General features: G+C 34.4%; 17 protein-coding genes and 3 pseudogenes. 4 read left to right on the top strand and 16 right to left on the bottom strand.

Annotation, left to right across the window (positions count from 1 at the left end; genetic code table 11):
• The first annotated feature begins 63 nt into the window (after positions 1–63).
• Both ACTG3Y_RS00330 and ACTG3Y_RS00325 read left to right on the top strand, forming a co-directional pair.
• Entirely contained in the window at positions 64–1,116 is a 1,053-nt protein-coding gene (locus tag ACTG3Y_RS00330; RefSeq protein ID WP_439150926.1) for an NAD(P)/FAD-dependent oxidoreductase, read from the top strand.
• Positions 1,117–1,452 carry a 2Fe-2S iron-sulfur cluster-binding protein gene (locus tag ACTG3Y_RS00325; RefSeq protein ID WP_439150925.1) on the top strand — a complete coding sequence of 112 codons (336 nt, stop codon included), beginning with the start codon at positions 1,117–1,119 and terminating at the stop codon, positions 1,450–1,452. It abuts the gene before it with no gap.
• Between the two features lie 4 nt (positions 1,453–1,456).
• Here the strand turns inward: ACTG3Y_RS00325 and ACTG3Y_RS00320 are convergent.
• The 6 genes and pseudogenes from ACTG3Y_RS00320 to ACTG3Y_RS00295 all read right to left on the bottom strand — a co-directional run bounded on the left by ACTG3Y_RS00320 (position 1,457) and on the right by ACTG3Y_RS00295 (position 6,263).
• A pseudogene (locus tag ACTG3Y_RS00320) lies at positions 1,457–2,352 on the bottom strand (serine/threonine protein phosphatase).
• Positions 2,353–2,426: 74 nt separating this feature from the next.
• Positions 2,427–3,251, bottom strand: a pseudogene (locus tag ACTG3Y_RS00315) (IS3 family transposase); the annotation flags it as partial.
• Between the two features lie 26 nt (positions 3,252–3,277).
• Positions 3,278–3,649 (bottom strand): transposase, encoded by a 372-nt coding sequence (locus ACTG3Y_RS00310; RefSeq protein WP_439150924.1) that lies wholly within the window; start codon positions 3,647–3,649, stop codon positions 3,278–3,280.
• Positions 3,650–3,837: 188 nt separating this feature from the next.
• Complete coding sequence (locus tag ACTG3Y_RS00305; protein WP_439150923.1) at positions 3,838–4,413, bottom strand: helix-turn-helix domain-containing protein; 576 nt, start codon at positions 4,411–4,413, stop codon at positions 3,838–3,840.
• Complete coding sequence (locus ACTG3Y_RS00300; RefSeq protein ID WP_439150922.1) at positions 4,406–4,876, bottom strand: hypothetical protein; 471 nt, start codon at positions 4,874–4,876, stop codon at positions 4,406–4,408. The genes ACTG3Y_RS00305 and ACTG3Y_RS00300 overlap by 8 nt, the downstream gene beginning before the upstream one ends.
• 1 nt (position 4,877) lies before the next feature.
• A complete protein-coding gene (locus ACTG3Y_RS00295) occupies positions 4,878–6,263 on the bottom strand; it encodes a serine hydrolase (RefSeq protein WP_439150921.1) in 1,386 nt (461 codons plus the stop codon).
• Positions 6,264–6,751: 488 nt separating this feature from the next.
• Here ACTG3Y_RS00295 and ACTG3Y_RS00290 point away from each other — a divergent pair, with 488 nt between their 5' ends.
• On the top strand, positions 6,752–7,243 hold the full coding sequence (locus ACTG3Y_RS00290) for a hypothetical protein (protein ID WP_439150920.1): 492 nt from the start codon (positions 6,752–6,754) through the stop codon (positions 7,241–7,243).
• A 62-nt stretch (positions 7,244–7,305) separates the two neighbouring features.
• On the opposite strand, the gene ACTG3Y_RS00285 is transcribed toward ACTG3Y_RS00290, so the two are convergent.
• The 4 genes and pseudogenes from ACTG3Y_RS00285 to ACTG3Y_RS00270 all read right to left on the bottom strand — a co-directional run bounded on the left by ACTG3Y_RS00285 (position 7,306) and on the right by ACTG3Y_RS00270 (position 11,901).
• On the bottom strand, positions 7,306–8,247 hold the full coding sequence (locus ACTG3Y_RS00285) for an NAD(P)H-dependent flavin oxidoreductase (protein ID WP_439150919.1): 942 nt from the start codon (positions 8,245–8,247) through the stop codon (positions 7,306–7,308).
• Positions 8,248–9,867 (bottom strand): S8 family serine peptidase, encoded by a 1,620-nt coding sequence (locus tag ACTG3Y_RS00280; protein ID WP_439150918.1) that lies wholly within the window; start codon positions 9,865–9,867, stop codon positions 8,248–8,250.
• 21 nt (positions 9,868–9,888) lie between these two features.
• Positions 9,889–11,091, bottom strand: a pseudogene (gene mnmA, locus ACTG3Y_RS00275) (tRNA 2-thiouridine(34) synthase MnmA); the annotation flags it as partial.
• A gap of 99 nt (positions 11,092–11,190) precedes the next feature.
• Positions 11,191–11,901, bottom strand: coding sequence for a toxin-antitoxin system YwqK family antitoxin (locus ACTG3Y_RS00270; protein WP_439150917.1), 711 nt, complete (start codon positions 11,899–11,901; stop codon positions 11,191–11,193).
• Between the two features lie 67 nt (positions 11,902–11,968).
• On the opposite strand from ACTG3Y_RS00270, the gene ACTG3Y_RS00265 reads away from it, so the two are divergent.
• Positions 11,969–12,979: a fasciclin domain-containing protein gene (locus tag ACTG3Y_RS00265; RefSeq protein WP_439150916.1), complete on the top strand. Its 1,011-nt coding sequence runs from the start codon at positions 11,969–11,971 to the stop codon at positions 12,977–12,979.
• 110 nt (positions 12,980–13,089) lie between these two features.
• Here the strand turns inward: ACTG3Y_RS00265 and ACTG3Y_RS00260 are convergent, their stop codons facing one another.
• The 6 genes from ACTG3Y_RS00260 to ACTG3Y_RS00235 form a co-directional block, all read right to left on the bottom strand.
• Positions 13,090–13,428: a hypothetical protein gene (locus ACTG3Y_RS00260; RefSeq protein ID WP_439150915.1), complete on the bottom strand. Its 339-nt coding sequence runs from the start codon at positions 13,426–13,428 to the stop codon at positions 13,090–13,092.
• 163 nt (positions 13,429–13,591) lie between these two features.
• Positions 13,592–15,499 (bottom strand): membrane protein insertase YidC, encoded by a 1,908-nt coding sequence (gene yidC / locus ACTG3Y_RS00255; protein ID WP_439150914.1) that lies wholly within the window; start codon positions 15,497–15,499, stop codon positions 13,592–13,594.
• Positions 15,500–15,585: 86 nt separating this feature from the next.
• Positions 15,586–17,202, bottom strand: a complete 1,617-nt coding sequence (locus tag ACTG3Y_RS00250; RefSeq protein ID WP_439150913.1) for a CTP synthase — start codon at positions 17,200–17,202, stop codon at positions 15,586–15,588.
• 280 nt (positions 17,203–17,482) lie between these two features.
• On the bottom strand, positions 17,483–17,713 hold the full coding sequence (locus ACTG3Y_RS00245; protein WP_439150912.1) for a DUF3820 family protein: 231 nt from the start codon (positions 17,711–17,713) through the stop codon (positions 17,483–17,485).
• Between the two features lies 1 nt (position 17,714).
• Positions 17,715–18,233 (bottom strand): DUF922 domain-containing protein, encoded by a 519-nt coding sequence (locus ACTG3Y_RS00240; protein WP_439150911.1) that lies wholly within the window; start codon positions 18,231–18,233, stop codon positions 17,715–17,717.
• 91 nt (positions 18,234–18,324) lie between these two features.
• Positions 18,325–20,229 carry an amino acid ABC transporter substrate-binding protein gene (locus tag ACTG3Y_RS00235; RefSeq protein ID WP_439150910.1) on the bottom strand — a complete coding sequence of 635 codons (1,905 nt, stop codon included), beginning with the start codon at positions 20,227–20,229 and terminating at the stop codon, positions 18,325–18,327.
• Positions 20,230–20,243 lie beyond the last annotated feature (14 nt).

The following is a 20,243-nucleotide window of genomic DNA, read 5'->3' as shown; positions in this document are numbered from 1 at the left end:
ATGTGACATTTGTCACAATTTATATTAATAGCCATTAGTAGTTTTGTTTCCAATTCTAAATTCATGATTACAACAGATATTCTTATTATAGGAGCAGGTCCAACGGGACTTTTTACCGTATTTGAAGCAGGTCTTTTAAAATTAAAATGCCATTTAATAGATGCTTTGCCACAACCAGGTGGTCAATGTTCTGAGATTTATCCAAAAAAACCGATTTACGATATTCCAGCATATCCAGAAATTTTAGCCGGTGATTTAACTGATAAATTGATGGAGCAATGCAAGCAGTTTGAACCTGGTTTTACATTAGGAGAACGTGCTGAAACTATTGAAAAACAAGAAGACGGTACGTTTATTGTTACTACAAATAAGGGAAAAAAGCACCAAGCTCCTGTAGTCGCAATTGCAGGTGGACTAGGTAGTTTCGAGCCACGAAAACCGCTTATTGATAATATTGTAGACTTTGAAGATAAGGGTGTTGAGTATATGATAAAAGAACCTGAAATGTACCGTAATAAAAGGGTTGTAATTGCTGGAGGAGGAGACTCAGCTTTAGACTGGAGTATCTTTTTGAGTGATGTAGCCTCTGAGGTCACCTTAATTCATAGAAGAAATGAGTTTAGAGGACATTTAGATTCTGTTGAGAAAGTTCAAGAGTTAAAGAATGATGGAAAAATAAATTTAATCACACCAGCAGAGGTTGTAGGCATTGAGGGTGATGAAAGTATAAAAGGAGTAATAATAGAGCAAGGAGCAAAAAGTTTTAAAAAAGAATGTGACCATTTTGTGCCACTGTTTGGATTATCTCCGAAACTTGGTCCAATTGCAAATTGGGGACTCGAGATAGAAAAGAATGCAATTAAAGTAAATAATTCCTTAGATTATCAAACTAATATTCCAGGTATTTTCGCCATTGGTGATGTAAACACTTATCCAGGAAAATTAAAATTGATTCTCTGTGGTTTTCACGAAGCGACTCTAATGTGTCAAGCGGCTTATAAAATCATTAATCCAGGGAAGCGCTATGTATTAAAATATACGACAGTGAGTGGAGTAGATGGTTTCGACGGAACGCGTAAAGAAGCACCAAAAGCGGTTGTAAAGGCTGTAGATTAATTGGAGGAGCAAGACATAAACATAACTATAATAGACCGAGATGGTGTGTCTCATAAAATTGAAGCACCAACTGATATGGCTATGAATTTAATGGAAGTGGTGCGTTCTTATGAACTCGCTCCAGAAGGTACAATTGGTATTTGTGGTGGTATGGCAATGTGTGCCTCTTGTCAATGTTATGTTCTAAGTGAAACTGAACTACCAGAAATGCAGGATGATGAAGAAGCTATGCTATCTGAAGCATTTTATGTCAAAGAAAATTCGCGTTTGGGTTGCCAAATACCTATGACCTCTGAAATGGAAGGTTTAGAAGTTGAATTGGCGCCAGAGTCATAACAAACTAATACGTTCTATAATCTATTAATGGTGTTGGTCCTTCTAAAAGAACTCTTATAATTTTTAAAGTGCCATCATCAGCAGTGGCAATTTGCCATTTTATTAAAGAGATTTTACTGTCTTCAATTTCAAGACCTGTTATGCTTCTTGGGTGTACGCAACTACCATCATTGAAAAATGCAATATCTCCTGGCTCTGGGAAACGTGGCCGATGTGTATGACCTGTAATGGTAATCAGGTTATTATTATCCGTTATCCATTTTTTAGTTCGGCGTTCTACTTTAATGAGCTCCTTGTAATTTTTTGCTGGACTTGTAGGGTCGGCTATTTCCATTACATTCACTGGTTTCCAGAGAATTCTTACCATAAAACGACTCCACTTCCAGAACAAATAATTCCACCAATCGGCTTGGTGACCATGGCATAAAAATAATTCTTGCCCTGTTTCAGAATGCTCTAATACGATACCTTCATGATATTTTATATCGCAAAATAAGTCTTCGTCATTGCCAGTTTTTGGGTCGAAATAGGTATTGAGATGCTTCGCAACATAACCTTCATTTCTATACACCATATCATGATTTCCCATATCATATGCAAGCGCTCTTCGTCGTGAAACTGCTTCATAAGCATATACACATTCTTGTGTGCAGAAAGAATAGATTCAAAAGATAAGTTCTCCCACAATTCATCACCATCACGCAACTCACAATATTGAAACCCTTCTTTATAGTAATGTTTTAAGGCATGAAAATAAATATTACGATTATTTGCAAAATCGTCTGCAAAACTGTTATCTCCACGATGACAATCGCTAAATAAAATAAACTTAGAAGAATCATTAAACGTGATGCGTTTAGCATGTTTAAATGCACGATCTAATCTTGACTTTGATGACATAAATCGAATTTACACAATTTATTCTAGAAGTATTTTGTCTAGTCCTGAAATATGGCTACAGGTTAAAATTGAAATTAAGCTGATAATTTATATACCATATTAGGTGTTTTATAATCTAAAGATAAGTGTAATCTTATTTCGTTGTATAAATTAATTGCATTTTTTGCAGCTTTCTTAGCGTGAGGTACGTTATCAAAGGTTTGGTCAAGATAAAACTCATCTTTTAATATTCCATTTACACGTTCAGCCATCGCATTTTCGTAACAATGATTTTCTTCTGTCATACTAATATCTATCTTGTTTTTCTTTAAAATTTGCGTGTATACATTGCTGCAATATTGTATTCCTCTATCTGAATGATGAATTAGTTTTTTAATGTCTTTAGCTTGATAAATTGCTTTATTAAGTGCTCTCACACAACCTTTTAATTCTAGGCTATCACTTAGGTCATAACCAACAATTTTTCGAGAATGCATATCAGTTATTAAAGCCAAATAACAAAAACCTTTTACAGTTCTGATGTAGGTTATATCAGATACCCAAACTTGGTTTGGTCTTGTAACTTTCAAGTCTTTAATAATATTATTGTATTTATAAAAACGATGATAAGAGTTCGTGGTTCTAGCACTAGTTTTCTTTCTAAGTGTAAGCATATTGTATTTTCTAAGGACGTTAAAAAGCGTATCTCTACCTACTTTTAAATTAGCTTTAGAGAACTCATTATCTAATGATTTTACAAGTTTACGGACACCTTCTCTAGGAAGGGATTTACGTTTTTTACTGACTATTTTAATAATTTGTTGTTCTAGTTTTAAACGATTATCAGCTCTAGATTTGTATTTATAATACGCATCACGTTTAAGCCCAAAACAATGTGTTATGGTAGTTAAAGAAGTAAACCCCTTAGCTTTTACTTTAGCTTTTACTAAGGCTTTATGCTTAACTTTTTTTTTAGTTCAGCAACAGATTTGTAGCCTAGGTCTTCAGCTGCTACTTCAAGGTAAGAATCCAATACCATAGCATCCAGATCCTTTTTAAGTAGTAGTTTTTTAAGCTGTTCAATTTCTTTTTGAAGCGCCTTGATTCTTGATATTTCGTCTTTAGTTTCCACTTTTACTCTGGTGTTCATTAAGTCTTTACGATTGTACTTTTTAATCCATTCATTGACCGTTGTAGGTGCAATAGAGTAGAGTTTACAAAGTTCGCTCTTTGTGTGTTTACCTTTACTAAGTTCGTCAAGAATTTTCAGTTTAAAAGGTTCTGAATACCGTCTAATTACTTTGTCATTTTTGTACATAATGTTTAAAATTATGTAGCCTTTATTCAGGACGGGTCACAGTTACGCTTAACGTTCTAGTATATGAAAAGCAGCGGACTTATAAGCACTAACTTTTCAGTTTATCACCAACGCTAAATTTACAAAATCAACTTTAAACTATGCACTTAAACCGCTATTTTTCATATACCGTGTTGTACGCTGGCTTTTTATTTCAAGAACTTAATATGTGGTAAATAAATCACCTCTTTATCATTACTAATTCGGAATGTATTTAGCAATATTGATATCAAATTGATGAAATACAAAAAGCCAATAACCATAAAAATTGTACTTAAAGTTATTTTGTCTGTGAGTCCAATTTTTGATATTAAAAACAATATTACAGGAATAAAAAACAGCAATATTGTCCATGTAATTTCGAAATTAATTAAATCTTTACCCAATTTATTACTGTTTTTAATCTTGCCTTTTTTCGATGTCCAAAGTATAAATGGAATTAAAATCCCTAGCAATGGGAAAAACAGAAAAGTTAGCGCAGAGAGATTGAGATACGTTAAATATTTTTTATCTTCTTTTACTGACCAATCTATCAAATCATCTGGGCTAACGTTCAAGGCATTTGCTAATCGCTTCAATGATTCATCTGTAGGGTTTGATTCCCCTTTTTCAATACGCTGTATTGTTCGTAAACTTAAACCAGATTCTTCTGCTAGAAATTCTTGTGACATTCCTTTCTGATTTCTTAATTCTTTTACTCTTAAAGCTAAATAGCTATTATCCATTTTCTACAGGTTTGTTTTTAGTTAAAGTTTTTCTGTACCTAATTATTGCTATGGTTAATGTTCCTAATAAAAACCCAGGAATCAATTGAACTAACGAACCATATATAACATGATTTAATAGCGCTTGTCCAAAATTATCAAAATATAAACCATAATGGGTACCAATTTCCCATTTTGTATCTACCCACCAAAGTATAGCAACAGGAATCCTTGAAATAGGTGAGTAAATAAGTAAGCTTAAGAAAAGAATCTTGTAAGCTTGTTTTTGATTACCTAATTTAATACCAAGATATATAGCAATCCCTAAGGTAAGCCAAAGTAGCCCGATAATAAAAATAGCATTTTCAGGCAATCCCAATAATTCTAAACCATATCTAACAGGGGTTAAAATTAATGCAATTATGATGGGTGCTTTAGCATAATAAATGGCTTGCTGTAAAGATGTTTTTTCCTTGTTTTTCATCCTAATTCTTTTTTGCGATAATTTTACGACCAGATTGATTCATCGTTAAGGTAATAATATTGTTCGCTTCATTCTTATTAAATGTGATTTCTGCATCTACAATTTTTATAAAAAAATGATTTTGAGTTTCAGCAAATAGTTCAACCTTTTTAGTTTGACCTGGAGCTAATAAATATAATTGATTTGTGTTATCTAAACCGATTGTAAGGTTTACGTTTGGTTTAACCTCATAAGTACCTGTGTAGTCATTCAATATTTCAGCGGAAACAGCAATTGACTTCTTTTCTTGTTCATTGGTTTTAGTGATTGCTGGAACTTTATTTAAGTCAGGACTAGTAACAAATAATTCCGCAACTTGTTTTGCAACGTTATTTACATTTTTACAATTGCAGTTGGTTAATACAGTAATATACATGTTTTCTTGAGGTAAAAACAGAGCAATACCGGTAAAACCCTTCGTGCTTCCAGTGTGCGCAATTACAGGAGAATTTCCCAATCTTGAAAACCGAAAGCCATAACCGTAAGGTATTCTTTTTCCACTATTTAATAGGGTTGGTGTCATAGCTTGCTTTATACTAGACTCTTTTAAAAGAGTGTTTTGAAGTAATGCGTTTTGCCATTTTAAAAGATCCTCTGTGGTAGATAATATCGCTCCAGCTGAATATGCTAATGACAAGCTCATATAATCTGCGTTTATAAATTTATTCTGTTTAATTTTATAACCAGTAGCTCGGTTTGGAATAATATTTTTCATATTACCATAATATGATGATGTCATTTCTATTTTATCAAAAATATTTTCTTGAATAAATTGACCATAAGATTGCTTAGAAATTGTTTCAATAATTTGTCCCAATAAAATATAACCTGCATTACTGTATTTAAATTTTTCACCAGGCATAAATGCCAATGGTTCATCTTTAAAATAGGTGATGAGTTCTTTTGGAGACCTATCCATTCTCGAGGTATAATTCTTTTCACTTAAAGGTGTTTTGTTTTTTATTCCCGAAGTATGATTTAATAAATGATGAATGGTAATATCTCTTCCAAACTCAATATATTCGGGAATATATTTTCCAATTTTATCTTCGATATTGAGCTTACCTTGCTCTGCAAGCATTAAAATTGAAACTGCAGTAAATTGTTTTGTGATTGAACCAATCTGAAATACACTATTAAGCTCTGTAGGGATATTTAATTCCAAATTTGATTTCCCTAAAGCTTTTTTATAAATGGCTTTACCGTCTTTAGCCACTAAAATTGCAATGCCTGGCTCATTAGCGCTATATTGTAAAGAAATTATAGAGTCAATTTTTGATTCATAGCTCTGACTAAAGCTAAAATATGTAATGAAAAGAAAAGTGAGTGTTGTAAAAAAATTATTCATTGATTTATATTTAATGTTCAGTGAACAAAATTAAAAACAATGGGCGTTGACACTTGTGCCAAGCTTATGACATCTTTGTGACATCTGTGGCAAATCCTTTGAATATTGATAAATATGCCTGAGTTGTTAATAGATTTTGAGGATTACGTAACCTTCATGCAGCCGAGTCATGCTTGCGTACAACTTTAGTGATATGAGTCCGTTGTAATCACTTATATCAGACGTTAAGTGAAGTTAGGTTTTTAAATTCACAATTTCAATACGTAGAACTTCGTAATTTAACTTAAGTGAAGCGCTATTCTGTGTAGCGACTTCAAACTAAGCCACTGGTTTTACATCCGTTTTTAACAAGTGATTTTATCAAAGTCTAACGCGTCACCATCTAGATTTAATGGATTTAATTTATGGATACGGTTAGGTAAAAAATCATATGCGATAATAGGTGTCATTTAGAATTCATACACTCTATAGAATCAAAATAAAAATCTATGAAAAAAATATATCTATTGTTATTATCTGTTATGCTCTTTTGCTGCGATAATGACAAAAAAGGACTAATTGAAGAATACGACACTATTGTTAAAAAAAGTGATAGGATTAGAACTGTACATCAAAATCTAGCTGCTCAACATGATAAGATGACTGCTGAACACTATAAATTGTCGGAAGAATTAAAAGGTATAGACATTATGGATTCAACGTTACTTGAGGATATGAGAAAACATGGCATGATGCTAGAACGGCATGATGCTATCTTAAAAAGTCATCAAGAAATTATTGATGCTCATAACACTACCGATCCAAATTTTGATGAATTAAATGCCATAGAGTTACAGGATAAAATTGATAGTATGAAGAAATGGCACGAAACTATGAGAAATGACCATGAGATGATGAAAAACGAGCACAACAGAATAATGGATGAGCATAAATCGCTTAAAGAAAAATTACTGATGGATTCTAAAGAAAAAATGAATTAGACTACTATCTAAAGCTTAATAAAAGAAATAACATGGCTGCTTAACAGTCATGTTTTTTTTATTTATAATGACGCTATATTTTCTTTAGCTTCCTTAAACTCAGCGACCATATCTTTAACAATCTCAGCCACTGGTTTTACATCGTGTATGAGACCTGCTATTTGTCCAATCTCTAGTTCTCCATCGTCTAAATCGCCTTCGAACATACCACGTTTGGCTCTGGCTCTACCCAAGAGGTCTTTGAGTTGTTCTGGTGTGGGTGCAGTTTTATAGAGTTCTTGTACCTCGTTGTAGAATTTATTTTTTATAAGGCGTACTGGTGCTAGTTCTTTTAAAGTGAGTTGTGTATCTCCTTCTTTAGCATCGACCACCACTTGCTTAAAGGCCTGGTGTGCTGAGGATTCTTCACTCGCCACAAAACGGCTACCGACTTGCACTCCATCGGCTCCTAAAATCATACAAGCCAACATAGCTTTACCTGTAGCGATACCACCTGCAGCGATTAAAGGAATGTCTAATTGTTCTTTAACCATGGGTATTAAGGTGAGCGTGGTGGTTTCGTCTCTACCATTATGGCCACCAGCTTCAAAACCTTCGGCCACCACAGCATCAACTCCTGCGGCTTGAGCTTTTAAAGCAAACTTTACAGAACTCACTACATGTACCACAGTAATATCTTGATCTTGTAACCAGGTGGTCCAGGTTTTAGGATTTCCGGCAGAAGTGAATACAATTTTTACTCCTTCGTCTACTATGATGTTCATGATCTCTTCAATGTTAGGATACAACATCGGTACATTAACACCAAAAGGTTTATCGGTTGCGGCTTTACACTTTTGGATGTGCTCTCTAAGCACATCTGGATACATTGATCCTGCTCCGATTAAACCTAAAATACCAGCGTTGCTTGCTGCTGAAGCTAATCTCCAGCCGCTGTTCCATATCATACCTGCTTGTATGATTGGATGTTTTATATTAAAGAGTTTTGTGATTCTGTTGGTCATTTATTGCTTAATAATTTTAAAACGTGTTGTACGCTTGGTATCTGATACTTGTAAATGATATAATCCTGTTGCTAAGTGCGAGATATCAATGCGTAACGTATTAGTAGTACTTTGTGTTTGCAACACCTGCTGTCCTAATTGATTATAGATACTAATTTGAGCATCTCGTAAAGCTTCAGGATGTGATATCGTTACTACATTCGTTACTGGATTTGGATAAACACTAATCGTTACCAGTGTTTGATCTTCAATTGTTAAGGCGATGTTACGCGCAGCATCTAAATCTGGAATACCATAGCCCAATAAATCATCTGGTGTACTAAACTGAGAAGCTGATTGCCTCACGTAATCCATAACTTCTTGTGCTGTGGCATTAGGTATGGCTTGCCATAAGGATGCGATACCACCACATAAAATAGGTGCACTAAACGACGTGCCATTAAGTTGTGTAATAGAATTATTTAGGCTCACCACATAAGCATTGCCTCCTCTTGCCACCACATCTGGTTTTTGATAACCCGCCTGTGCCGCTCCACCTTGAGAACTAAAGGACACGTAATTTCCATTAGCATCTACGGCTCCTACAGACAACACGTCTGGCGAATCTGCCGGTGCACCTACAGTTTGCCATGCTGTAGCACCTGCGTTACCGGCACTTGCCACAACTAAAATGCCTTTTTCTACAGCGATTGATGCGCCTTTAGAAATAAAAGCCACTTGCCCATTCATATCTGCTGGTGTGTAATCGTAATTAGAATTATCGAACACACGATAACCTAATGAGGTATTAATCATATCGACTCCCAAACTGTCTGCACGTTCTGCAGCTTCTACCCAATAACTTTCTTCTACAGGATTTTCACTCGTCGCATCTTCCGTTAAAAACAAATAATACGAGGCATCTGGCGCTGTACCGACGAATTCATCTTGAATAAAACCAGCCATATCACTCAATACTACTGTACCATGAGAACTGGCTCCACTGGCGTAGACATCTGCAGTTTTATTGACAAAATCATAGCCATTTAATAGATCTCCATTATCGCGTAAGCGTTGAAACGCTCCCATAGTATCTACATTTGGAAATCCGGAATCCATCACAGCAATAGTAATGCCTTCACCAGTAAAATCATCCACATGCAAATTATCGGCATTGATCATTTCTACCTGGTTTTGCGTATCTCCATAATTAAAGACAGCGCGTTGTTGGGACTCTATATTAAATTTATTTGGTATTTCGGTAAATGTCGCTCTTGAATCGAGTGTATTATTAGCAAAATCAATGCTATCTACATAAGCAAGTGTGCTGAGCGCATTAATATCGGCTTCAGAACCTCTGACATGTGCAGCATTAAACCACTTGGATTTTGCCAGCACTGTGATTCCGGTTTGTGTTTTTAAATCGTTAATGTAACCTTCATTAACAGGTACATCACGTTCGTCAATGACAACGTTGTAATTCTGCTTGCGGTCAATGGCCTTTTGTGTTAAAATTGTAATGGGATTTGCTAATGAAGCAGCGACGTTAGGTTTATCTGTGAGATAGATCCAGGCATCTTCTTGAGCGTAGCTATTTATTGTGAATTGGAGCAATAAAAGCAAAGTTATTTTCTTGATCATAACTTATTTCTTTTTTGCAATTTAAGAAATTACTCCAGAACCTACCAATTCATCCTCTAAGTACCAAGCTACGAATTGACCTTCTGTAATAGCAGATTGTTTGCTGTCGAATTCAACATACAGGCCAGAATCAACTTTGTGCAGTGTTGCAGACTCTAGTGGCTGTCTGTATCGAATACGTGCTTTCACCTCCATGATTTCTCCTTCTTTGAGCGCTAGATCTTCACGTACCCAATGTAACTCTTCATTAGTGACAAAAAGGACATTACGCAGTAAACCAGGATGATTTTTTCCCTGACCCGTATAAATAACGTTATCATTAACGTCAGTATCTATAACAAACAAAGGTTCTTTGGTTCCACCAACGGCCAAACCTTTGCGTTGCCCTTTAGTAAAGTAGTGTGCACCTTGATGCTTACCGACTACCTTACCATCTGCAATTTGATAAACTGGTTTTTTGGATAGAAACTTTAATTCGTTTTCTTTAGTATTAAAATCTGGTGCTTTTGCATTATACTTATCCAAAGAGGCTTCGACCTCAACAATCACTCCTTCTTTTGGTTTGAGTTGTTGTTGCAAAAACTCTGGCAATCTTACTTTACCAATAAAACACAAGCCTTGTGAGTCCTTCTTTTCGGCAGTAATTAAATCCTGCGCTTTGGCTATTTCTCTAACTTCTGGTTTGGTTAATTCACCAATTGGAAATAAGGCCTTTGCTAATTGTGCCTGGGACAATTGACATAAGAAATAGGATTGGTCTTTATTGTTATCCACACCTGCTAAAAGCTGGTGCACTTGCTGACCATCTTTTTCAATGGTGCCTTTTCTACAATAGTGGCCAGTAGCGACATAATCAGCACCGAGTTCCATAGCGATATCCATAAAGACATCGAACTTTATTTCGCGATTACACAAGACATCAGGATTTGGTGTGCGTCCTTTTTCATATTCATTGAACATGTAATCTACAATACGCTCTTTGTATTGCACACTTAAATCTACGGTTTGAAATGGTATACCTAATTTGTCGGCAACAAGCATGGCATCATTACTATCTTCTAACCAAGGGCATTCATCTGAAATCGTTACCGAATCGTCGTGCCAGTTTTTCATAAACAGCCCAATAACCTCATAGCCCTGCTCTTTTAAAAGATAGGCAGCGACGCTGGAATCTACTCCACCAGAAAGTCCTACTATGATACGTTTCACTCTATTTGTTTTATTTAGATATTTGTTCGAAAAACCTTGGCAAAATTACAAAATAAAAAAGGCAATTCTATTAAAATTGCCATTCTGAAATACTATATATTCTATAGACTTATTCTATTGTTTTGTTTTAATTACTTTTTGATTGGTATGATCTATTTCTTTGGTAAGCTTGCCATCATTATAATATTTCCAAATGCCAGTTTTTTTATCCGCTGTATAATTTCCTTCTGAAGTTATATTGCCATTTGCATCATAGTTGATGGTAAGCCCATTCAGAACATCATCTATATAAATCGACTTTTTCAACGGCTTATTCTGTTCAGTGTACCATATGGCTTCACCATTAAGTTTGCCATTCTTATAATAGGCTTTCTCAGCTACCAAACCGCTTTTATAGTATACTATACGCTCGCCTTCAAGTTTACCGTCATCATTATAATTTTCTACAATCATTTTTGACATTGAATTTTTATGATAATAAACCCATTGCCCTGTAAAACGTTTACCTTGCATAGTGCCTTCGCTTATTACTTTTTTATTAGATGCATAAAATGTAACATCTGCAAGACTGTCTTCTTCATAAAATACCTTAACCGCACTTAAAACACTTTTCCCTTTTGATAACGAATAATATTTAAAGGTATCGACTTCCTTTCCATGTTCAAAAATTCCTTCATAACGTTTCTGATCGGTGTTATGGTAGTTTTTCGTCCACAGGCCGTGACGTTCACCGTCTTTATCGAACTGATTAACTGCCTTTTGTGCATGGCAGATTGTTAATATTATTATAAAAACAGTAGTCAAAAATACTTTTTGTTTAATCATTTCGTAATTTTGTTAAACAAACTATTAATAGTTTGTCGATGTTGAACAATTTTAAAAACTCAAAAAAATGAAAATTATTTCAAAAACTTTCAAATTCCTTTCAGTATTTCTATTGGTTATAGGTTTAACTGGATGTAGTGATGACGATAACAACAACGGACCAAGTGTTCAAACAACTACGGTTGTAGATGTTGCCTTGGCAAACGGTTTAACTTCACTGGCTGCTGCCTTGGAGGCAACTGACTTAGTAACCACATTACAAGGTACAGGACCTTTTACTGTATTTGCACCGACTAACGATGCATTTACAAATTTATTAAACGCAACAGGGTTAGACTTAGACAATTTATCTGCTGCCGAAGAAGCTTTAGTGAGAAACATTTTATTAAATCATGTTATTGCAGGTGAAAACATATCTTCAACAGATTTAGTTAATGCAGGTGCTGGATACCGATTAACCCAAGCATCGAATACCGATGGTGACAATTTAAATATTTATTTTAATACCTCTAACGGTGTTGTATTGAATGGGATGTCTACAGTAACAGACCCTGACAATGAAGCTACAAACGGTACAGTACATATTGTAAATACTGTAATTACTTTACCAACTGTTGTTACTTTTGCTACGGCTGATCCTACTTTTAATAGTTTAGAAGCATCATTAGCTGAAGCAGATGGTAGTGCAGCTAATCCAATGTATATTCCAACATTATCCGGAGACGGTCCTTTTACAGTATTTGCACCAACAAATGATGCATTTGTAGCCTTGTTAAATAGTAACCCTGCATGGAACTCACCTGCAGATATTGACGATGCTTTATTGAATAGCGTGTTAGCACACCACGTTATTGCAGGTGCTAATGTTAGAGCAGGTGATTTAACTGATGGTGCTATGCCAACAACACTCGAAGGTGATATGATAACTATAAACTTACCTGGTAATGATGGGAACCCTGCAAAAATTACTGATGGTGCTGGAAATGCTGAAATTGATATTGTAGTAGTAGATGTACAAGCTATGAATGGCGTAGTTCATGCTGTAGAAAGTGTACTTATACCAGACACAATGAATTAGAAAAGTCGAGGCTGATTACCTCATTTTTATATTGATTGATTTAGTTAGTAGAAAACCCAGACAAGAGTCTGGGTTTTTTTTAGTTTATTCATTTAAGTCTCGTTGATGAATTACTTTTTATTTGGTTCTAGATTCCAGGCTATCCAATTAACAACGAAGAGCACTACTGATATTGTTAACCAGTTACCGATTTTCTCTAGATTCCAAAATGGCTGTGGTGAGTAATCTCTTTGTAGATCTATTAGCACGTCTAATTCAATGACGTTCCAAATCACCCATAAGCTATAGGTACTTATATATACTAGTATTAAAGCCCAAAGGAACTTTCTATTTAAATATACTTGAAGCGACAGTAATACTGAAGGCAAAAACAAGTGCCAAGAAGCTGCAACATAATTACCTAATAGAATTGAACTGATAACAAATTCAGATCTAAAACAAATAAACAAGACCAACCCAAGAGCGTAGACCAGCTTTTGGACATTATCCTTTTTTAAGTTACTTCTTAAAACACCTAACTAAACTTAATGAGCTTTTATGGATTAAATTATAAAGTTAGTCATCAAAAAACCCTAGTAAAAACTAGGGCTTTATTCAGCTATTTAAAATCTATTATTTCTTTCGCTTCTGTTGTCCTTTCTTTTGTTGTTCTGCCTGCTCCATCATCTCCGCCATTTTCTTCTGGAATCTATTCTGCTTTTTAGGTTTGCTTTTGCTTACCTCAATTTTAGCTAAAACCTTATCTTCATCGATGATGTAGTTTTTAATAACTAACATGATACCAATACTAATTAAGTTAGAGATAAAGTAATACAAACTTAATCCTGACGCATAATTATTAAAGAAAATCAACATTAATAGTGGTGAGAAGTAAATCATGTACTTCATCATTTTACCCATATCTGGCATACCCTCTTGTGTCGGTTGCTGTGCCATTTGTTGACCTGTGGTCATCTTCATATAAAAGAATATAGCAATAGCCGCCAATATTGGAAATAAAGCCACGTGATCACCATAGAATGGAATATTAAATGGTAAGTCTGCAATAGAATCATAAGAACTTAAATCACCTACCCAAAGGAAACTTTTCTGACGTAAATCAAATGCTGTTGGGAAGAACATAAATAAGGCATAGAACACCGGAATCTGCATTAGACCAGGCAAACATCCACTGAGCGGACTTGCACCAGCTTTGCTCTGCAATGCCATTGTTTCTTGTTGAGCCTTAAGCTTATTGTCTTTATACTTTGTTCTAAGCGCATCTAACTCTGGTTTTAAGATCTTCATCTTAGCCTGAGACATAAATTGTTTGTACTGTACGAAAGACAACATTATTTTTACCAAAATGGTCATTACAATAATTGCTATACCATATGGTAGCATGCTACTTAACCATCCAAATAGTGGAATAAATATAGCTTTATTGATCCATCCGAAAATTCCCCAACCAAATGGAATACTCTCTTCTAAGTTTTCATCGTATTGCTTTAATGTTTTGGCATCTGTTGGTCCATAATACAACCCAAGGTCTTTATTTATTTCGCCACCGCTGTACGCTAAGGGTATTTTTGAGGTATAAAGTTTAGTGAACAAGGTATCTACTTCTTCATCTTCAACTAAATTTTGAGACGTGATTTCTGCTTTTTTAAAAGGCTGGTCCTTAGTAACTAAAATAGAACTAAAGAAATGCTGACGGTAAGACAACCACTCTACATCATTTATGACCTCATCATCATCACCCATCTGCCCTAACTTCTCTACACGATCCTCTTCGTGCATATATGTTAATCTGGTATATCTATTCTCATAGCTAATACTCTTAGCATGTCTGATTCCTTTTTGTTTCCAATCTAAAGTAATTGGTTGTGACGTATTAAATACACCACTTAAGCCTTTTGATTTAATTGAGAAATCAATCATATAATCATCTGGCTTTAGCTCGTAACGGTATTCTAAATATGAAGATTCTGAAACCTTAAGTTTCATTGACACAATGGTATTCTCGCCACTTTTTGATACAGTTGGTTGAAATGGTAGGTCTTGTGTATTTAAAATTCTATTATCAGATGTACCAAAGTTGATATTAAAAGCACTATTATCATTTTGAACCAAATAAATCGGTACGGAATTGTAGTCTACAAACTTCTTTAATTTTACCTGAGCTAAATGTCCTCCTTTATGATTGAATTTTAATTCAAAAACATCAGTTGTAACGGTTGTTTGATTGGCAGCAGATGTTGGTTGCGACAAGGCATATGAAAAAGCACCAAGCTTATTTTGAAATGCCACTTGCTGAGTAGAATCTAACGCCTGTGTATTGGTATAGTCTTCTGCAGTCGTTACAACAACTTCATTTTGTTTACTTTCTTTTTGCTCTGCTTCTACTTGCTCTTGTTCTGCCTGCTTCTGCGCTTCAATTTCTTCTGGCGAAGGCTGATTTTGATACATTATGTATAACAAGATTCCGAATATTAAAACGAATCCTATTATTGAGTTGATATCGAATTTCTTTTCTTCCATATAAATTGGCGTTACTGCGGTACTATATTAATGCTTTAGATTACCCAAAAAGCTATCCAAACTTTGAATTGCGCCAAAGTGGCACATTATTTTTTGTGTTTAAATTTTAATGCTGCTTTCACAAATGCTATAAAAAGCGGATGCGGATTAGCTACTGTACTTTTATATTCAGGATGGTATTGTACACCCACAAACCAGTTATGGCTTGGTATCTCAATGATTTCTACCAATCCAGTTTCAGGATTTACTCCGGTAGCCTTCATACCTGCAGCTTCAAATTGTTCTTTGTAAGCATCATTGAACTCAAAACGATGTCTGTGTCGCTCTTCAATGTCAGTTTCCCCATAAATAATATAGGCAATACTATCTTTAATTAAAGTACAATCCCATGCTCCTAATCTCATGGTACCACCTTTATTGACGACATCTTTTTGAGATTCCATTAAATTAATAACAGGATGCTTAATGTTTTCATCCATCTCAATAGAATTGGCATCTTCGAGATGAAGCACATTTCTTGCGTATTCTATAACCGCCATTTGCATTCCTAAACATATACCTAAGAAAGGAATATTATGTTCACGCACATAACGGACTGCCTCAATTTTACCTTCTATACCACGTTCTCCAAAACCTGGAGCTACAAGTACACCGTCTAAATGCTCTAACTTAAATTTTACATTCTCAGGTGTTAGATATTCTGAATGTATTGGTTCAACATTAATTTTAACTTCATTTTCAGCTCCGGCATGAATAAAAGACTCTAATATAGACTTATAAGAATCTTGAAGCTCTACATACTTTCCAATTAAACCAATAGTGACTTCACCTTTTGGGTTCCTATGTCGTTTTAAAAACTCATTCCATCGTCCTAAATCTGGTTTATCACTTTTTAAATTTAGTTTCTCAAGAACCACTTTATCCAAACCTTCCTCTAACATTAGATTAGGAACATCGTAGATTGTTGATGCATCAATAGACTGTATTACTGCTTCTTGTTTTACATTACAAAAACGTGCCAGTTTAGCTTTAAGACCTTCACTTAACTCGTGCTCAGTTCTACACACCAAAATATCGGCATGTACTCCACTCTCCATTAAGGTTTTAACACTGTGTTGTGTTGGTTTTGTTTTTAATTCGCCTGCCGCTGACAAAAATGGTATTAAGGTTAAATGGATTACTAAAGCATTATGCTCACCCAAATCCCATTGTAATTGTCTTACAGCTTCCACATAAGGTAAGGACTCTATATCTCCAACCGTACCACCAATTTCTGTTATTACAATGTCATAGTCCCCAGAATTTCCTAAAATCTGAATACGGTGTTTAATCTCATCTGTGATATGAGGAATAACCTGTACTGTTTTCCCTAAAAATTCTCCACGCCTTTCTTTATCTATAACACTTTGATAAATTCTACCAGTGGTTACATTATTTGCCTGAGACGTTGGTACATTTAAAAAACGCTCGTAATGGCCTAAATCCAAGTCCGTTTCTGCTCCATCATCGGTAACATAACATTCTCCATGTTCATAGGGATTTAAAGTACCTGGATCAATGTTGATATAAGGGTCTAATTTTTGAATGGTCGTTCTGTAACCTTGTGCTTGTAAGAGTTTAGCCAAAGATGCGGCTATTATGCCTTTACCTAAAGAGGAAGACACTCCGCCTGTTACAAAAATATACTTAGGGTTTGTGGTCATGTTGCGTTGTTAAACGCAGGCAAATTTACAAAATAAAACGAGTAATTACAGAAATGTTTACGGTTTGTTAATATGTTAACTTTCGTAGTACTTTTATAGGATTTTTACCGCGACAATTAATGCATATTTTTGTGTAAAGAGATGAACCTTTTCAGTTTTATTGTTTTCAGAATAGTAATGAGTTAGTAAAAAACTGTTGTACAATAATTTTTAGTGTTGAAATGTTCGTTTAACTGATATGAGAATTAAAATCAACGATTAATGAGTTTTTATTAATCGCCTATTTTTTTTTAAAATCGCGTTTTATTTTATAAATCAATTCCTCTAGCCCGTTGATTTTAATATCATACATTTGCACCATCATACGACCTAACTTTCCTTCAGGAAATCCTTTTTGCTTAAACCATGTATAATAGTATTCTGGAATATCCACTAAATAGTCTCCTTTGTATTTTCCGAAAGGCATTTTATAATGTGCTAACTCAATGAGCGCTTCTTTACTTCCTTCCAATTTATAGCGACTTATATTTACTGTATTTCAATAATTCTTTATTGATAAATGTATTCCATTGCTCTTGCATTTCGGTATTTATAGAATGATTGGTTTGTGCATCGTAACGTTTTTGGGTTTCATTGACAGCTTCATTTATAGCCGTATGTAAACGACTCATTTGTTCTTTTAAGTTCTGATTTACCTCTAGTCGTTCTAATTGCTGCCTAAACATTCTTGCATATAACTCAGTAATGTCAAAATGCAATTGTTCGTGTTGCAGTATATAGGCATTACTTCTGTCTTCCAAATACCAGGATTTGTTAGGATAAAAATGGGCATGTACGGAAGTACTAAAATCTATAATACGTTGTCCAGAAGTTTTCAAAGAATAGCCAAAGGTTATTCCAGATGCAGTAAGAGCTACAGCTTCAACGCCTTCACTAGGCTCTGCCTTAAAATCTTGCCAGGTTAATTTTCGACTTTCTGTCCAAGACAAAGTTTCTTCATTGGAACTACTTCCAACTAATAGAAAAACCAAACAAAAAAATAAAGTTCTCAATTGTAAATATTACCAATTATTTGATGCAGCTTTTTCTATATCTGGATTTAGACTGTACTTTAGACGTCATTTATTTTGCTTTTACAATTCTTAAGTTATCGTATTTCACAATATAAACCGCTTCATTTTTATATCCACCGAATAAGCTTTTGTTGTATCTAAACTTATTCTCTATGTATTCGGTTTCTATCATTTCACCAGAAGCATCATATAAATCATTTTCGGCAGCCAATCTTAATAAAATGTCTAATGTGATATCAAATCCTCTTGCCGCATACTTACTTGGTGAAACGCCATATTCTTTGCGATAGGCTTTTACAAATCCATTAGTGTTTATTTCGTCGAATTCTCTGTGAACTGAGGCGTAATGAAAGTTGAGATTCGATAAATTATTATTATCTATATCCTTACCTTCAAAAGCTTTGTTTTTATCTAATGTTACTAGCACAATATTAGTGTCTTTTACAACTAGCCCATTAAGCATACTAATTACACTTGAAGCAAACGATTTACTTTTTGTTTCAAGAAAAACTACAGTTTTACCTTCTGCAAAAACATTTTCTAAATCTTGTGGATAAATAAAAAACCCATCTTTACCTGTCTTCTTTATTGATTGTGAAAAAATTTGATGTGCATCCGGGAACTTCTCCTTTAACATTTCACTCATTGCTCTATGTGCCTGGTCTGCTATAATTACAACTTTAGTTTTTAAACTATCTGCCTTAACAAAATCTACCATGGCATTTTTTAATAATTCATCATCAGGTATGGTCTGAAAAACATTTCGGTATAACTCTAAAGGCTTATTTAATGCTGCAATTACAGGAACTTTATCACCTTTTAAAGCAGAGGCAACTCTATCAAAACATTGTTCTTTCATCGGCCCAATGACAGCATCATATTCTGTTAAATCATTCTCCTTTAATAATTGTGAAATTGTTGATGCCTGATATCTTGTATCTAAAACTTTTAAATCTGTCGACAAGCCCAGTTGTTTTGCAGAATCTAAGGCCATAACAACTCCAATATGGAAATCTAAGACTATAGACATTAGCTTGTCTTTTTTTATCATGTCCTTAGTGTCTTGTACAGAATCTGTTTCTACTCTATGCAACCTGTAAGGCATCATTAGTGCTATTTTCCTTGTATCGTAGTTTTTAATATTAGATACAAGACGTGTTGTTTCTACTTGTGAAAGACTACTATTTATTTCTGACGAAGCTGGTATCCTAAGAACCATACCTGCTTTCAATCCGTTATCTTTTAACTCTGGATTTAGTGCTTCTAGTTGTTCCTGCGTTAAATCTAACTTTACTTTTAATCTATAAAATCCTTCTTTAGGCAAAACCTCATAATAGCCATATTTAGATTCAATAGGTTTTACTTCTTTGTCGTTAATGTTTGGAACATTTAATTCATCACCTGGTTGAATAACTGCGTTCATGTTCGGATTTAAAGCTTCTAACTCAGCAACTGTAATTCCAAATTTATATGCAATACGCCATTTCCCTTCTTTAGGCTTTACAATATATTTTTTAACAGTATTATTTAAAGTTTGTTTGGAGATAACAGTTCTATACTTCGGTATTCTGATTTTGTCACCTTTTCTAAGATTTTCAGAATATAAAAAACGATTCGCTTTTTTTATTTCATCTTCAGATACATTGTATTTTTTTGCTAGCCCAAATAAGGTTTCTTTGCGTCTAACTTTATGATTTCTATAACCAATAAGTTCTCTGGTTTCTTCCTCAATAGGATCATTTTTAACCTTAGACTTAGGTATAATCAATACCATATTAGGTTGAAAACTTGATTTTGCATCCGGATTTAAAGCGAATATATCAAAAGGTGTCACCAAATATTTTTTGGCAATACTTTCAATAGTTTCACCAGCCTCCACTTTATGCTCAGTATAATTTTGAGCATTAACAGTAAATACTAATGCAATTAAAAGGGTTGTAATAAAACGTTTCATCTATTATAATTTGC

The sequence above is a fragment of the Winogradskyella sp. genome (genome assembly GCF_965656915.1).
GTDB lineage: Bacteria > Bacteroidota > Bacteroidia > Flavobacteriales > Flavobacteriaceae > Winogradskyella.
The sequence above is the reverse complement of the archived record's forward strand: the minus strand, read 5'-3'. Positions and strand labels throughout refer to the sequence as shown.